The following is an 18,724-nucleotide window of genomic DNA, read 5'->3' as shown; positions in this document are numbered from 1 at the left end:
AACACAAAAAACACTAAGTACATAATTTACCCAGTGTTTTGAATAATATAAAAACTTTATCTTCTACCGATTTCAATTCATCCATCATTATTTATACTGTAATTTGTATAGTCTAGAGGTTTATAGTATGGATCAGATGTTTTCTTATTAATATTATATTCATAATTTATTGTTTCGTGCTTGTTGTAATTATTTCTAACGTAGAACTTAATTGATTTTATTCTATATTTAGAATAATTTCAAATTGTTTTATTATTTATATGATCGTTTACATACACTTTAAAAGTAAGATTATTATTCTTATTAACAATAATTAAATTATCCAATCCACTTACTTCACGTTCAATTGTATTGTTATTTTTACCATTTTTAAAACCAATTTCTAATTTAGTTGAAAGTATTGATAAATCTGTTGTATTTCATCCCTCTTCTAACTTGAAACCTGAAATTTCTATATATCTATTCGGACCATTAAATCCTTCTTTAACTCTTATATTTCTTCCGGCACTTACTAAAAGATCTTTTCTAGCTGTAAACGCTTCGTAATTATTATCGTTTGTTCCTTCTTTTCTATTTATTAAATTTCTTGTTTGATCTTTAACTTGTTGATCTGTTAAATCTCTATCACTAACAACAATTTTTTTAATAGTATATTCACCAGGATTTTTTACTTTGCTTTTAACAAAAACGAATGAAAGTGTGTTTTGAGAATCACCAGTATTTCTATTACCGTTTCTTACATTAGAAACCACGGTATGATTGTTTTTATCAACTGCAACTGCATATAATTTTTTATTTCTTAATTTTTCTATATTATAAAACCTAACATCAACAGTAGCCGAATTTATACCTGCATTAGAATTTAACATAAATTCTTGATAATTTGTGTTGCTATTTCTACGTTTAGTAGATTGATCAATTTCATTGTAATTATCAATTTCATCTTTAAGGGTTATTAATTGATCAAAGGTTGTATTATTATTACTTTTTAAAGTATTTCATCTTCTTTCAAAATCTGCTTTCTTATTTCTACTAATAGTTGAATTTCATATTCTATTATTTTTAATATTATTTTTGAATTCATTATATTTATTATCAATATCTTGTTTTAGTTTAGATAATTTATCAAATTGTTTATTATCGGCTTCTAATAAGTTTTGATATTCAGTTTTTAAATTTAATGTTGAATTCGAATTGAATCTATTAGTGATTAATCTTTTTACTTCATTATATTTATCTAACAATCTTCTAGAATCTGATATTTTTTCATCATATGAATTTTCATTGTCAGTATCTATATTTGTAGTATAACGATTACGTGTAGCATTATCAAAATGTTTGGTTATTTCTTTTAATTGATTATCTTTTGATCTAATTACAGATTGAACATATTGAGTAACTCCACTATATTGATTTTCATTTGCTAAATTATTTTCAGCTGTTCTTTTGTGAGTTAAATAAGTATTTTCTCTTTTTTCTGTTAGACGTGCAATAGATCTTATAGCTTTATTTTGCTCATTTGTTAGATAATTTTTTAGCTCTAATAATTTTTGTCTAATTGTTTCAATTGATTTTGATTCATTAATTTGACTATTATATGCTTGTTTATTAGAGTCTGAAAGCCTATTAATGTATGGTTTAGCTTCCTCAATTAATTTTTGTTTTTGAATATCATTTAATAATGTATCAATTTGTGCTCTAGTAGTTAATTCATTTAAACGTCTAGTGAAATCTGATTTTTTATTAGCAGTTGTTAAACCTTTAATTTCTTCTTTAACATTTGCAATTAATTTTATTAAACCATCTCTGTTATTTGAAATATTATTAAATAAACCGTTGGCTGTTCCTGAATTATTATCATCATTTACTTCACCAAGCGAATTTGTTCTATTTCATTGTTCTTTTAATGCTTGTTTCAACGAATTTGCTCCACTAAAATTAGAAGGATTTTCTAATTTTGCATTAATTTCATCTAATTTAGATTTTAATGCATTCATTGAATTTATTTTATTTTTAACTATTTCGATTTCTGCATTATTAGGTTGTCATTTGTGACGGTTTAAAGTGTTTTCACTTCAATCATTAATTCTTTGATGTTCTAATAAAGTGTTTGCAATTCTTTTAGCTTCGCCAACATAATTAAAAATATCTCTATTTCTTATCATTTGTTGATTTAAATTTTGTAAAGTATTTTTTATAGAATCAAAAGTCATATTTGAAATACTTGGAGCTGATGAATTTGTTGATATATTAAACAACGCTCTTCTAAAATCAGTTTTTGCACCATCTCTTGCTTCAACATTATTTATAATTCCCTCATCAAAAAGAGTTTTAGATCCATTATAAACTTGTTTTAATTCTCTTGTATTAGCAATAATTTGGTTAATCTTATCGATTGTGTCAGCTTTATTACTATTATAGTTATAATCCCTCAATCAATCTCTATACTTCTGTGTACCACCATTTTCTAAATTACCATTTGCAGACTCAGGGAAAGTAGAATTAATAACACTTTCTAATTCTCTTGATTTATTTACAGTATTTTGGGCGACTGATTGTAATGAAAGAAGTTTATCACCTTTGGTGTTATTATCATCATGGCGTTGAGCGTTAATAATATTAGTTTTTTGGCTATTTAAATCACCTCTTGCATGCTCAGGCATTTGATTAATTTTTGCTTCTAAATCTGAAATTATTTTTTCATTTTTTGTTCTAGCTTGATTTTCTATAGAAATAATATCATCTATGTTTTGAGAATTTCTTAGTTGATTAAGTCAACTAGCTCTATTATAACTTACTACTTTTGAAGGTAATTTTTTAACTTCTTCAATAGCTCTTTCTCTAGCTATCCTTAATTCTTCTTGTAATGTTGATTGAGCTCTATTTTTCACTTCTTCTAATTGTGCATAACTCTTAGTGCTTAGTCCGTTGTTATAATTTTCACTTTTTTGATTTGGTACATAATTTTTTAATTTACCTATTAATCTTTCAACTTCTCTAAGTTTTTCTAATCTTTGAGCTTCAGTTTTTCCGGTTAGAACATCTTTATAAATTTCTGCTAATTTGTTATAAGTTTTATTATTAGGATCATTTATTAATCCGTTTAATCTATTTTTTAAATCACCAGCTTCTAAAGCGCCTATTTTTTCCTTAACGAAATCTTTTTTAGATTCTAAAAGCACATTAACTTTACTTGATAATTGTTTAAAGTCTCTTTCGTACTTATCGGCTGATATTTCATCAAATTTATTTTTAACACCTTTTGGATTATTATTTTGATAATCTCTATTTCATTCTCTAACGAATGATTCGTTTTGAACTTGATGATTTGTTAAATGAATTTTTTCTATATCAACTTTTGCGGCATCTTCTTTTTTCTTTAATTCGGCTTCTACTTCTTTAACGGCATTTCTTAACCCTTGAACAGAAGTGTTATTTGCGTTTTTATCTTTATGTTTTGTTTTAATAGCATTTGTATCTTCTAGCCTTCTTAAAGCTGCTATAAGTTTATTTGCTTCAGTATCTAAAAGAGGAGTAATTTGTGAAGTGGCGTTTGTTAATTGTTGATCATTCTGTGCTTCGTTAATTTGTCTAATAATATCTTGCAGTCTTTCATGACCTTCTAACTTACTATTAGCATTTTCTCTAGCTCTATTTTTAGCATCTTCAAAACTCTTAATAGCTTTAGCTTGGTCAGTAATATCATTTATTACATCAACACTTGTTGCAGCTTCAAGTTTTCTTTTTAATGCATCACGTTTTTCTTCAGGAATTTTTTCTATCTCTTTTTTGGCATAATCTCTCGCATAATTTAGCGCTTGTTTAAGTAACGCTTCAACTTCCGATGCTTTTTTCTTAGTGTTAACTTCTGCAACAGTTGGTTTTTGTTGTGTATTGTCGCCATTTCTTAAACGTTCAATGTTTAATTTTGTATTTCTAACAAGATTTTCGAATTCATTATTAGCATTGTTTGTAATAGTTTCAAAATCTTGTTCTGTTGTTGCTTCACCATACTTAATGTTGTATTTATTATTTGGATCGTTATCTACTTTATTAAATCTAGTCGCAGCTTCTTTAGCTATACGTTTTTTCTCATTAAGATGTTCTATAGCTTGTTGTTTTAATTCGTCAACTTTTGCTTTTAGAACACCATCTTGATTAAGTTGGTTTAAAAGATCTGTCTTTTTAGGATCTTTTAATTTATTTATTTCTACTTCGGCTTCTGATTTCGCAATTTCTAATTCTTTTTGTTCTTGAATTTTTCTTTGGATTTCATCAAGTTTAGCTTTATTTTCAGCAGTATTAATATCGTTTGCAAAAGTTTTTTGATCTACTAAATTAGCTTCACGTAATTTTGTTCTTGCTTGATTTTGATATTGCTCAAATTTTGTATTTGCTTCATTAATTAAATCATCATAATGTTTTTGATCATTAACACGTTTAGCTTCATTTAATTTATCATTTAATTCACTACCAATTTTACTATTAGCTTCTTCCGCTTTAGTTTTTAACTCGTTAAGTTTAGCTTCAATTTCTTTTTTAACGTTTTCATAATCTGTTTGACTTGTTGCTTCGTTAAATTTTTCTTGAAGACCTTTTTGATCACCAACAGTCGCTCTTGGTGCTTTACCCACTGTTAATTTGTTTAAAAGATCTAAAGCATCTTGTTTTTTAGTGTCAAGATATGCTTTTGCTTTATCTTTTACCACTGTTATAGCACTTACATTTTTATCTTTAATAGCTTGTTCTAATTCTCTTTGTAATTCTTCTTTTTTGGTTGTGGAAGCAGAATCAGTTCCATTTATTGCTTCTAAAGCGTTGTTTACTTTTTCTTTTTCGTGTGCAATTTCTTCGTTTTGTCTTTCAACCGCTTCATTAACTCTATTTAATAACTCTTTAAGTTTATTTAAATCGGTTTGTTTTTTACTTAAATTTTCACCTTCTTTAACCTTATCGGTACTTGGTACTACACTATCCACAATGCTTTTAAGTTCGTTACTGAAGGTTGTTTTATTATCATTGTTAGCATGCTCTTCTAATTTTTTAGTTATTTTATCCGCTTCTTTATAAACTTCATTTGCATTAGCTAATTGATGTAAGTCATCAATAGTTTGTGCATCATCTATTTTTCTAAGTAAGTCATCTTTTTTAGATGATGCATTTTCAGTAATTTGTCTTCTAATTGCTTCTTTATAGTCATTAAATGATTTATCGACCTTTGTTTGAATAGTTTTGTAAGTTTCTTCTGTAGCAAGATCAGTGTTAGAAGCTTTTAATTCATTATATAAATCAACGATTGGTTTTAATGAATTTGAGTCTTCTAAGTTTTGTGGTAAATCTTGTACATTTATTTTCTTTAGCGATTCAGTTGTTGCATTTTTCTCAGTAGTTAAAATAGCTTGTGCGTCTTCTTTAGCTTTATTTACTTGTTTAAGATCAGTTGCATTAACTACTTCTTGTAATTTAGTATCTTTATTATTTGCACTGTTTTCATGACCATTATTCAATCTATTAATTACTTCATTTGCTTCTTCTTTAGCTTGAGCTAAATCAGAATCTTGTTTTCTTTGAGCGTTATCAATTTCTTGTTCAATTTGTAATAATCCGTCAAGTGTTGATTGTTCATTAGCTGATAAATCATTTATTCTTTGTTGATAATTTGATTTATTTTCTTCTCATAATTTATTAAGTTTTTTGTTTAGATCAGCCTTTTTGTTAATTATTTTAGCCTCTAACTCTAATTCTTTAATTTTAGCAACTGTATTATTTGTTTCATTTAATTTTGTTAATAAATCATTTTTAGCACTTGTATCTTCAATTTTATCTATATCAACTCTAGCATTTGTTTTCGCTTCTTGAACGTATTCACTAGCTTGTCTTTGTAATTCTTTAATTTTATCTTCAGTGATTTCTTCTTTGCCAATTTCAGTCGATAAGTGATTATAGTTTTCATGACCTTGTGCTAGATCTATTGACGCTTTAGCAATTTTTCTTTTTTCTTCAATAGAATTATGTAATTTTTCACTGATTTTTTTAGCTTGTTCAAGTGTTTTTGCAGATTTTAACTCTTCGATGAGTGTTGTTTTTTCGTTTTTAGGAGTTGAATCTTCCGCTTGTTTCTCACCAGATAATTTTGAATCAATCTTAGATTCTAGTTGCTCTTTATACAACCTTAACGTATTTTCTTCTTGTTCTTTTTGAGATTTAACTAAGTCATATAATTCTTTTAAATCAGGCAACCTTGTTTGTCATCTATCAGTATTAACAGTTGTAGAACCATTATCTGCTTCAACATTGTTTGATTTGATTTTATCTAATTTATCTTGGAATTGTTGTTTTTTCTCTGTGGATTCCACTTTTGAGTTTAAGTCTTCAATTATAGTAGATAGTTTTTCATTAGCTTCTTTTAAAGCGGTATTAAAACTATTAATATTTTGGTTGTTAGTGTCATTAAGAGTTTCTAATAATTGTTGTTTACCAGTTTCTTCAGGGAATAATGAATTAATAGAATTAATATATTTATCTTTAATTGATTTTAAGTATTCTTGTGCTTCAATTTCATAAACATTTTGAATATCAGTTTCAGTTCTTTCGGCATCAACCTTTGCAATTAAAGCATCATATTTTTCGGTTTGATTTGTTGCAGTTTCACCATTTGTTGTTGTAGGTTTTATTATTCCTTCAATTAACTTTTTAACATCCGCTCTCTTAGTTTTTATTATTTCAAAAGCTTCATCACGGACTTTTAACGCATCAGCTGCCACTTGATTATTCTTATCAGTATGTTCTAATCTATCTATTTCAGCTGTTAATCTATTCTTTTCAGAATTATCTACAGCTAATAAAGCAACTGCATCTTTAGCTTCTTGTAATGAAGATTTGAAGTCATTACCTTCCGTCTTAGCTCTATCTTTAACATCTTGTAGTAATGTATCTAAGGTATTTTTAGCATCGTCAGAGCTAACGTCAACATTTCCTAATCTTGAAACAAAACCTTCCTTCTCAGTAGAAGTATTTAAATCATTAATTATACTTTGAATTTTCTCTTTTGTAGCTTGATTATTAATTTCTTTTTCAATTTGTTTTAATGTTTCTATATTTTCAGCATCAGCAATTCTTTGCTTGAATTTTTCTTTTTCACTTGTATTAGTTGATTCGTTTAGTGAATTAACTTTATTTCTTTTATCTTGTAATGCATTTTCTGCATTAGTTTTAATTTTAATAAAGTCAGATTCAAAGTCGGCATTACTCAATTCATTATTTTGAATTGATTTTTCTTCACTACCTTCAAGCCCTTTAATTGCTTCTAAAGCCTCATTACGAAGTTCTTCAAATTTTTGATTAATTTTTGTACGAACTTCTTCTGCTTGAGTATCAGTTCTAGCATTATCCAATTCTTGTTTTAATGAATTTCTTAAATTCTCATCAGTATCAATTTTTTGGAGTTTTGCATTAATTTCATCTGTTTTTTGTTTAAGTGTCTTATTATATTCACTTTGTTTATTTATTTCTTCTTCAATTTTTGCTAATTTATCTAAAGAATCAGTATTTTCTTCATTGATTTTATTTCTGAATTCTGAAGCTTGGTCTTCAAAAGTAATTTTTGAAGTTAAGTCTTTTAAAATCTGTTCTTTTTTCAATTGAACAGCTATTTTCTTTTTCAAGTCGCTTAATTTTTTAATTGTATTAGCTTTAGTTAATTCTTCTTGTAATTTAACTTTTTGATCTGGATCTGTAACTTTTTGAAGTTCAACGTTAGTTTCTTTATGTTCATCATTAAAAATACTATCCATTAATGCTGTTAAATCTGTAATTTCTTTTTCTGTTACAACGTCTTTTTTAGCTTCTAATTCTTGAAGTTTAGCTAATTTTGCAGCATGTTCTTGATCGTTGCCAACTAATTTACCTAAAGCTTCATATGCTTTAGAAATCCTATCTTCAATTATTTTGTTCACTTCATCAATACGCTGTTTAACTTCTGATTGGCTTGTTAGCGGATTAATATCAGTTGATAAAACATTGTTTTCACTTACTGTTTCAGGTTTTAGGCGTGAAGCTTCATCAGTTGCCTTTTGCTTGTAATTAGTTAATAATTCGTTAATATGATCTTTTATTTTATTTAGCTCATTTTCACTATTAGCAGCATTAATTCGTTCTAATGTATTTGTTTTTTCAACAGAGCTTTCTTCGATATTTAAAGTATTATTCGCAAGTTGTTCTGCTTGACTTTTAATATTATCAAATTCAGTTATTGAAAGATTTTTAAGTTTATCAATATCAGCTTGTGTTTGAGCGTTATTAATTGCGGTAACACGATCACCCTTATCATTTAATTTATTTGTAGCAGCAATGGCTTGATCTTTTAATGTTTGAATTCTATCTTTTATAGCTTGTTTTGCATTAGTAATATCATTAATAATATTTTGTGCTTTTTCAATTCGATCTCTTATTTCATTTTTTTGAGTTGATTCTTCTAATTTATTAAGTTCATTTAAAGCTTCTCTTTTAGCGTCTTTAAGTTGATCTTGTTCAATTTTATAAGCTTCCTTAATAGCTTCTAATGCTTTTCTGGAATCATCTAGTGATATTTGGTCATTAGCTACAATGTCATTAAATTTTTGGATATTATCATTTGTAAATAATTTTTGAATTTCTTCTTTTATAGCATCAATATTAGCTTTTATTTCCGCTTTTTCATTCTTAATACGCTCACTAATTTCATCTTTAATTGCAACTAATGTATCAACATCGTTTGCACCTTCTATTTTTGATAGAATTTCATCGAAAATCTTTTTATCTTGAACTTCTTTTAGTGATTCTTTTGCTTCTTTTTTATGTTGATCAACTGTTATAGCATGATCAATTTTTTGTTTTGCATCATTTAACTCTTGAATATTATTTGCAGCTTTAACTTCATTATTGAATTGGTTTCACATCGGGTGATCTTTTGATAAGTTTTCTAATGAAGTGTTAGTGTTTTCAAATTTATTTGAAAATAATTCATCGGCTTTACTCTTAACTTCTTTAAGTAATTCTTCAGAATCAGCATTAGATAATTTAGTATCTAAATTAGAATAATTTTGGTCATCACCCGCAACTTTTTTAATAGCTTCTCTAGCTTCTTCTTTTAAATCATTTAAATATTTATTAATTTCTTCAATAATTGCATTAACAACTTTAGGATCTTTAGCTTCAGATACTCTATTTGCTCAATTATTTTTATTTTCATTTGAATCTAATATTTTTGTTAATTTATCATTTGCGTTATCTTTAGCATCTTTTAATTCTTTAGCTTCACGATCTAAATCCGCGTCAACTAAAGGTTCAATTGCTTTTAATTGATCTAAATTTGTGGCTTCTTCAAGTGCTTTTATGTAATCTTTTTTATCTAATAAATTATCAACTTTTTCAATAATATTATCTTTAGTTCTTTCAAAATTTAGTAAATCATCAACTACTTTTTCTAACTCTTTAGCAGATTTAACATTATCAAGTAAGATTCTTTCATTTTCAAGTTTTTCGCTTTTTTCTTGATCTTTAACAAGTGCTAATTTACCTAATATTCTTTCTTTTATAGCTTCTAGCAAGTGTTTTTGGTTAGTAATAAAACGATCTAATGCTTTACTTGTTTCATCTAATTTTTGATTAACTTGTTCTTGATTGATATTATTTTGTTTTTGTTCGTCTTTTAAATCGTTCTCTAATCTACTATTAAATTTTTCTTTTTCAGTTTGATCATTAACATTTTTTTCAATAAAATCTTTTAATTGTAAATATTTAAGTTTATTCGCAGTTTCAAAATCGGCATATTTATTAGCCTTAGAAGTTAATTTTAATAATTCTTCAGAAGTTGTAGCTTTACCTAATTCAACATTAAATTCAGCTTTTTTACCTTCATGTTGAACTCTTTTAATTGCTTCTATAGCTTTTGCTTTATCTAATTCAAATTGATACGCTGTATCAACTTGCTCTTTTAATTTAATAACTTCATCTAATGTTTTAGCACCATCTAAATCATCAATGAATTTCTTTGATTGATTCTTATCATTAAGTTTTTGTGCCTTTTCTTTAGCTTCTTTTCTATATTCTTCAAAGTTATCTAGTGCTTTTGCTTCATTTAAAATATCAAGTAATATTCCAGCATTTGTATTAGGATTATTTTTAGCTTTATCTAAACGTTTTTGTAACTCATCTCTTTTTTTAGGATTTTCATCAATTTTATTAATTTCATTTTGAGTTTTATTAATTAATTCTTCAATATATAAATCAATTTGTGCAGCGATATCAATAAATTCTGATTCTTTAACAGCTTCAGTTAATCTTGAAATAAATGTATTTTTGGTATCAAAATCACCATCTAATTTTTTAAGTTTATCTTTAGCGATTTGTTTTTTCTTAGATAAAATTTTAGCTGCTTTATTAGCTACGATTTCAACTTGTTTTGAATTTTTAGCATCATATAATTCATCTAATAATTTTTCTTTTTCAGGACTATTCAATAATTTAATTAATTTTTCAGCTTCATCCTTATTCATTTTTAGATCGATAGCTTCATTAATTTTTTTCTCAAGACTATTTAATTCTTGAATATCTTCTGCATTTTTGATTTTATCTAAATACTTGTTTTTGGTATTTTGATCTAAATTAGAATTATTGATTTTTTCAGTCAATGATTCTTTTTTATATTTAATAAAACCTTCTGCGCCTGCATTTTCTTTTAAATATTCTTCAATTTTCTTTTTAGTTTCTAATAACTTATCGATTGATTCAGTTTGAGACGCTACATTTATTTCTTGTTCAAAATTATTATGAGCATTTTGATCTTTAACTAATGAATTTAAGTCAATTACTTGTTCTTTTAATTTTTGAAACTCAGATTTAGATTCTTCTTCTAATATTTTGTTTATTTTATCTTCAATTTCAGGTAATTCATCTAAATTACTTGAGTTTAAATCACGTAAAATGTTACCCTTTGTATAAACATCATCGATTTTATCAGCTAAATCTGACAATCTTTTATATTCTAGTAACTCTTTATTTAATTCTTTAAGCGCAAAAATATTATCACCAGCTTCATTTAATTTGTTAGTAAATTTTTCTTGTAAAGCTAAAGGTAATTGATCAATTAAATCCTTATCAAGTTTTTTTCATTTTTGAATTTCTTCATTTTGTTTATTTAGATAATCTAATAAGCTTTGTTTTGTTGCGTTAGTGTTACTAAAAATAGATTTAAAATCAGATTTTAAATCTTTCACAATTCTTTTTAAATATTCATCCTTTATGTTCGGATCTTGAATTTGAGTCATCAATTCTTTAATTTCTTCTGCATTAATTAACGACTTATTATAATCGTTTATTTCAAAACCGTTGTCATTATTTTTATATTCATCTTCTCTGTTGAATACTAAATTTGAATCATTATTTGATAATGATTTTTCTTTTTTAGAAATTGATTCTTTTAATTTGTCTAAAATATCGTTTTTAATTTTGTTTAATTTAACAAATTGGTCTTTATTTCTAAAATTTGGTTCAAGTTTTGAAAAATCAGAACTAAATTTTTCTTTTTCGATACTTAATTTAGAAATTAATTCTCTTAAGATTTTATACTTTAGTTCGTATTCGTTGTTTTTACTACTTCAAGTTCATAAAACTGCTACCGCTGTAGCTACCGATGCAACTGCTGCAACACCAGATAATAATACAGTCGTTTTATTTTTGATTTTCGACATAAACACTCCATTTTTAAATTTATAAATGATATATTTTCTTATTATTAACTTTGTCTTTATTATATCAAATTCATATTTGCGAATATGAAATATTTAATATATGCAAAATAAGCAAAAAGTACTTGTATTTAGACTTAAAAGCTTACAAATTTATCTTTTTATATTAAAATAATGTTTGAAATTTAAATTTAGTTAGCTAAAAATACAATATTTTTACAGTTTTAAAATCTACTTTTTTTCGGTAAAAAACGAGTACTTTTGAATAAAAAAAATGAAAGATTTTTACTTTCATTTTTTAGTTCTTTTTAACTAATTCTAGACCTCAAATTTCCTCAATTAGTTCGGTTTGCATTTTAAAATTCTTGGCAGATTGCATAGACGAATCAATATAATTTAACGGTTCAATATTTGGATATATTTTATTAATATAATCGACTAATTCAGGATTATATTTATTGATATCATTTGGAATTCTATTAATATCATATTTATTCATAAAAACGCGATTCATTTTTGGTTTAATTATAATATCGTTGCTAAATTTATGTCCTATTGTAAGACCAATAACCGGAAACGCTTGTCCTTCAATGTTTAATAACTCAATTAATTCTTTTGCAACATGTCTTACAAAACCAACAAAACATGTACCTAACCCTAAATCAATTGCTTGATCTTGAGCACTTGTAGCTTGAATGAAAGCGTCACCAACTCCAACTGTATATGTTTCTGATGAATGATTATTAAATTTAATTTCCGGATGACTTTTCATTGCTATATTCATTCTATTAAAATCTGATAAAAATATAATAAACATTTGAGCAGTTTTTATATGTGTTCCTCTTGGATAAAGTTCCGCAATTCTATTTAATATTTCTTTATCTGTAATTACTATTGCACTAGATGAATGTCAATTAGATGAAGTGGGTGCATATTTTATAGCATCAATAATATAATTTTGTTCTTTTTCTGTTAAAGATTTATTTGTATCATATTCTCTAACACTATATCTTTCTAAAATACTTTTGTGAAAACTCATAATAACTCCTATCTAATTTTAATTTTATCACTTTTAAAATTTGTTAAAAAGTTAATTTTTAATCTAAAAAATACCTATAAAAATGATTTTTTTATCAAGAATTTAGGATTAAAAATTAAAAAAATAAACCATATTATAACCATAAAATATTAAATAAATAATATTAGAAATAATAACCCCAAAAATTTGTCTTTTATTATCTTTTTTGTATAATTCATTTGAATTTTTTATACTATGTTAAAAAATATTAAGTAAACAAAACATGGTAGAAAAGGAGAGAAAAATGAAAAAAATTATCTTAACTTTATCCAGTTTAACAATACTTGGAACTGCTATTTCCTGTGGTACAACACAAAATATAAATAGCAAAAATAAAACAACCCCAACAACTACAAGTCCGTTGGATAAAAGTAAAGAATTAGCAAGCGAATTAGCTTCCTTATCAGGCGAATCATTTGATTCACAAATAAATGATGCTAAAGATGCTACAACAATTAATTCTATTATCAAAAATATACAAGAACAATTAGAAAAAGAAGTAAGCCCAGAACGAATTAAAGAAAAGGCAAACGAATTATTACGTAAGCTACCTTCAAAACAAGAGTTTAAAGCAAAATTAGAAAGTAATGAACCTAAGAAATTATTAAATACATTAAAAGAAATAATAACCGAAACACAAAAACCAATTTCGGATGAAAATATTAATATTTCTAAATCTAAATTTGCAGAATTAAAAAATAATTTTAATGAAACAGAACATTTTAGTTTTAGTTACTCAAACAAACCTAAAGAACAATCTAAAATTTCGGAAATATTAACAAATCAATCAAGCGGAAAAATTATCCCGAATGAGGACTATGCATGATTTTTAGATGTTAATATAACTAACATTAAAAGAGTAAACGGAAACAATGATAGTCTTGAATTTTATTTAATACTTAAAAATAAACTAACAAATGAAGAATCTGATGTTAAAAAAGTAGTTCTATCAGGTTTCTTAAACGATTCACAAGATCAAGGTCATATTATTCAATCAAAACCAATTGGACAAATCACTGAAGAAAGTGAAATTATTAAATATATAAAAATGTCCCCAATTGAAAAATTTAATCATGATGATACACCTTACACAGAAGCCTTAAGAAGAAGTTTTGGAGATATATCAAATTCGCGTTCAGAATTAAGTAATTCTGACTCTAATGTTGAGCACTTTAATGAAAAAGCTAAAAGTGTAGGATTTATTAATTATAATTCAGCAGCACTTAAAGGTTATACATTACCTAAATATGATAGTAGCAATAAGGTGCTCGGTTTAGCTTTAAACGAAAAACAAGAAATTGGTAAAAAAGATTCATGAGTTGATTCTTTAAACAAACCAATAGGTACAGATACAGGTCTTGCTCGTAGAATAACTAATAAAAACTATTTACAAACTTCATACTCTACATATCAAGTAAATATTAATAATATTCTTGCTACCGAAGATGAAGAAGAAAAGAAACGTTTAAGATTACATGTTAAAAACCCAGAAAGATTAGTTGAGTTTGCGGCATATGTTCAAGATGATGTAAAGAAAAAGGACTTTATTAGAAGAATAAAAGAAGCACATGGAGATAATGATGATTCAGGATTACTTCCTAATGAAGAATTATTAAGAGAAATTGCAATTGAAATTTTCGATGAATTATGAACTCAATACAATAGTGAAGAACGTGCAAAACAAGATTATACAAACTATATTAATAAATATAAAAAAATAGTTATTAAACGTATTGAAGATGATAAACAAATAAAACCGAAAACGCTCGAAAATGCTAAAAGATTTATCAATAAAGCTTCAACTATGTGAGATATTCAAAATAGATTTGTTGACAGTGAATCAGTAGTTTCAGGAACAATGTGAATTATGGATTATGAACTTACAAATGATGGAAGTTATCCAACTAAATTCTATTTTGGAACTAACTTACACGTTGCTGACGCAATTATTCCAGGAAGTTTTTCTGGAATGTCAATTAATGTTATTAACAAAGAAAATGTAACCGGTAATTTCCAAGCAGTAAAAATGTTAAATGTTGAAGGTAATTATCATTACAAAACAGGAATTGTTAAAAAAGAAGCAGTTGATAGAGTGTATGATGCTAAAGACTACTTAGACACAACACCTTCACAATATTTAATTGATTCTCAAAAAAGTAAATATAAAAATGTAGAAGAGTTTTTAGACTTCTCAATAATTGAAATTGACTTTAGTAAATTTGACCAACAATATTTAGATGGTAAAAGTCATTCTGAATTTGCAAAATGAATAACTAATGGTTATGCAAATTGAGACGCTAAAGATAAAGCAAAATTTAAGCAAAACTCTTATTTAAAAGATTATGATCAAATTAATAACCCAATTTCAACAACTAAAAACAGTAATAAAATAGACTCTATTGATCAACTTATAATTTTAGGTTACCCTAAATCAAAATCAGATAATTGATTTGATTTCTTCGTTGAAAAATATGAAGAATACAAAGAATATGAAGCACTTCCATATGGTTACAGTTTATGAACTAATGCTGATGGTAATTTATATGGTAAAAAAATAACTGAAGAAGGATTTGATCCTAAAACACAAAAACAAGTAGATAGAGGAAACTTCTTATCATACAATGTTGCTTGACGTAGTTTTATAGATAAGCCAGGTATTACAGATGCATTTATAACAACTCCGACAGTTGGAGCAAAACCAAAACCATATGATAATTTATACGTTTCAAATGATGGTAAAAAATATATATTATACGGTTTAGAATACTTACCTAGAAACTATGTTCCGGGTGGTGGTGCATCAGGTTCATCAATCAGAACTAAAAATAATGAATTAGTTTCAGTTTACCATGCAAGTTTTTTCACAGCTAAAACAGGTTTATCATCTGCTTTTAGATCTGAAGGATACGATTATAAAGGTCTATTTGGTGATTATAATTTACCACAATACGACTTAATTTATGGTGGTGGTAATAAACAAAAAACTTCATACCGTCAAAAACTAATAGAAAGAAAATCAAAACCTACATGATTATTCCCTAATAATTTTGAAATACCAGAAGAATTTAAATTTAAAAAAGTTGTGGAATATACACCTGTAGAAAATTCAAGTGATATAAAATAAAACTAAAAAAACAAAACTTTTGATTAAGTTTTGTTTTTTTCTACTACGGTTTAATTCAACCGTTATTATTTATTGTGTAATTTGAATAATCTATAGGTTTGTAAGTTGAACTAGTACTTTGTTTATTTACATTATATTCATAAAACTTAGTATCACGAACATTAAAATTATTTTTAACGTAGAAAGTAATTGATTTTACTCTATATCTAGAAATTCTTTTTGTTGTAGTACCATTTATATGTTCTTGAATATCGTTTATTCTAAATTTTAAATTATTCTTTTCTTGGAATACGGTAAGTTTAGTTCTATCAATATTAACAATCTTTTTAGATTTATTTGTATATTCAATTTCTATCGAAGCGCTAGTTACTCAAAGACCTTGAATATTTCACCCTTCATCTAAAGTCATACCTTTTATATCAATATAACTATTTCTATTTCCGTTGCTTCCTTTTGTCACAGTAACATTTCCTGCACTTACACGCGCATTGTTATCTCTAGCACTAAATACAACATAGTTACTTGTATTTACACCACTAGGAACTTCTATTTTATTAGTATTATCATTTATTACTTGATCTTTAGTTAAGTTAGCATTAGTTGAATAAACAATTTTTGAAATTGAATATTTACCTAAATGAGTTACGTTTGCTTTATTAAATGTAAATGCAAGGGATTTCGAATCAAGTCTAGAATCTGCAGTGTGTGAATTTTTTCTAGCATTTCTCACTTGTGAGACTACTTTTTGACCGTCTTGGTTAACTGCTACTGCATATAAGTTCATATTTGCTTGATCTTGTTTAGGTAGTTTAAAGAAACTTACGCTTGCATCGATTGAACTTGGTCCATCATTATGTCTTATGTAAAATTCATTACTGTTATTTATTGAAGAAGCACCATCAATAAAGTTAGTGTTGTTAATCATATCTTCTAATTTCTTTAAATCTTTATATGTTAAATTATCTTGATCAAGTTTGTTTAATTCTTCTCTTCATTGTCTTCTTATTTGTTCTGATGCACCTGAATTTGAAGAAATAAGTAAGTTATCAATTTGATTTTTTAATTCGTTATATTTATTTGTTAATTGTGAAGTAACTCCATTCATTAACGCTTTATAACGTGGTAAATCAATATTATTTTCATATTTATTTGACTCTCTTGATAACTCTGCATACCTTGGATGATCTTTCATTTTTGAAATAAATGTATTGTATTCATCCACTCTTTTTCTAATGCTATTAAGTTTAACAATTTTGGTTAAAATATTTTCAACTGATGTTGTTGTTCATTTATTAGAACTAGATGTTTCAGGGTTATAATATTTAACTGTTTTACCTTCAATGATAAATTTACCATTTTGACCATTACCAATAGCATCATTTCACATTTTTTTGTAATGAATATTGATTAATGTATCAACATATGAATTGATACTATCTAATTCAGCTTCTGTAACATTTTCTTTACTTAATAAAGCTTCATATTCATGTTTTTTATTTAATTCAGTATTTATTGTTGGATTATCATCTTGCTTAGTTACATTAATACGTTCTAATTGTCTTCTTGACTCTTGAGCCTTAGTTCTTAAATATTCTTTTACTTCATTAATTGCAGCAATAATTTGATGTGGTTCAAGATTATCATTATTAATTTTGTTTGTTCAAGTATCTTTATTAGGGTTATCGTTTTTAATTCTATCTAATAATACTTGGACACCTTCTCTTGCTTTTTCACGTTTAGCTTGTTTAGTTAATTGATTTAAATCGTTAATTGTCTTATTGTTTGTTTCTCATGATCAATCTATTTTAGATAATCTGTCTAATAACTCAGCTTTTTTAGGGTTTGAAGCATCTAATTTATTAATTTCCGTAATAACATTATTAATTACATTTTTTAATCCATTATTACTATTTTCAATTACGCTATTCATAGTTGAAGTATAAATACCACTACTATTTGGTTTGAAACTATCAAGTCTATTTCATTGTTCAATTACTTTAGCTTTAATTTTTACAGCTTTATCATCAATTGAATTAACTTTTCCTCTTGTGTGGTCTACATTTATTTTTAATGTTTGAGCATCACGTTTAACTTGTTCTAAACCTCTTCTTTTATCGTTTATATTAGCATCATTAAAATCTTTTGTTGCGTTGAAATCTCTCATTAAAGAAACTTTTTGACCCTCTTGTGTAAGTTTATTGATTTCTGCTAAAGCTGCTGCTTTTGCATTATAGAATTCTTTTCTTGAAACCATTTTCTCATATAGACCTCTTGGTCCATCAATTTTATTTTTAATAAAATCTAAACTTGTAATTTGTCCAAGAGCAGGATCTGGATCAATACTATTACCTATGTTAGATAATGCATTTGTAAATCTATTAATTCAATCACCTTCGATATTTGCATTTGTTTTAATTGAATCAAGATATGTTTTTACTTTATCATAAACTTTTTTGGTATCGTCTAGTTGAATCATAAAATCATTCATTTTATGTAAGTTTTCAACTTTATCACTATTTAGCATAGATTTAATTGCTTGATTATATTTAGTTGTATTTGTTGCGTTAGGGAATAATTGATCAATTTTTGTTTTTAATTCATTATATTTATTTACTGTTGGTTGAACAACTGTATTTTTCCAATTTAATAATTCATCACCAAGTGTATGATTTTCATTATAAACTCCTGATAAAATATCACGTTTTTGATTATTTAAATAATTTCTAGCATTTGGTTGCATTGAATTAATTAATGTATCAATAGAGTTTAAAATTTCATCATTTTTTGCTTTTGCCG

At 25.9% G+C, this 18,724-nt stretch carries 4 protein-coding genes; 1 reads left to right on the top strand and 3 read right to left on the bottom strand.

Annotated elements, in window-relative coordinates:
• Window positions 1-56: 56 nt before the first annotated feature.
• Complete coding sequence (locus HTZ87_RS00805) at window positions 57-11,729, bottom strand: hypothetical protein (RefSeq protein WP_174892676.1); 11,673 nt, start codon at window positions 11,727-11,729, stop codon at window positions 57-59.
• A 295-nt stretch (window positions 11,730-12,024) separates the two neighbouring features.
• Entirely contained in the window at window positions 12,025-12,765 is a 741-nt protein-coding gene (locus HTZ87_RS00800) for a nitroreductase family protein (RefSeq protein WP_174892675.1), read from the bottom strand.
• A 283-nt stretch (window positions 12,766-13,048) separates the two neighbouring features.
• On the opposite strand from HTZ87_RS00800, the gene mip reads away from it, so the two are divergent.
• Window positions 13,049-15,928: an Ig-specific serine endopeptidase MIP gene (mip, locus tag HTZ87_RS00795; protein ID WP_174892674.1), complete on the top strand. Its 2,880-nt coding sequence runs from the start codon at window positions 13,049-13,051 to the stop codon at window positions 15,926-15,928.
• Between the two features lie 43 nt (window positions 15,929-15,971).
• On the opposite strand, the gene HTZ87_RS00790 is transcribed toward mip, so the two are convergent.
• On the bottom strand, window positions 15,972-18,668 hold the full coding sequence (locus tag HTZ87_RS00790; protein ID WP_174892673.1) for a hypothetical protein: 2,697 nt from the start codon (window positions 18,666-18,668) through the stop codon (window positions 15,972-15,974).
• Between the last annotated feature and the right edge of the window lie 56 nt (window positions 18,669-18,724).

This window comes from Mycoplasma sp. OR1901 (genome assembly GCF_013348745.1).
Taxonomy (GTDB): domain Bacteria; phylum Bacillota_I; class Bacilli_A; order Mycoplasmatales; family Metamycoplasmataceae; genus Mycoplasmopsis.
Note: the sequence above shows the minus strand (reverse complement) of the source record. Positions and strands in the feature narration are given on the sequence as shown.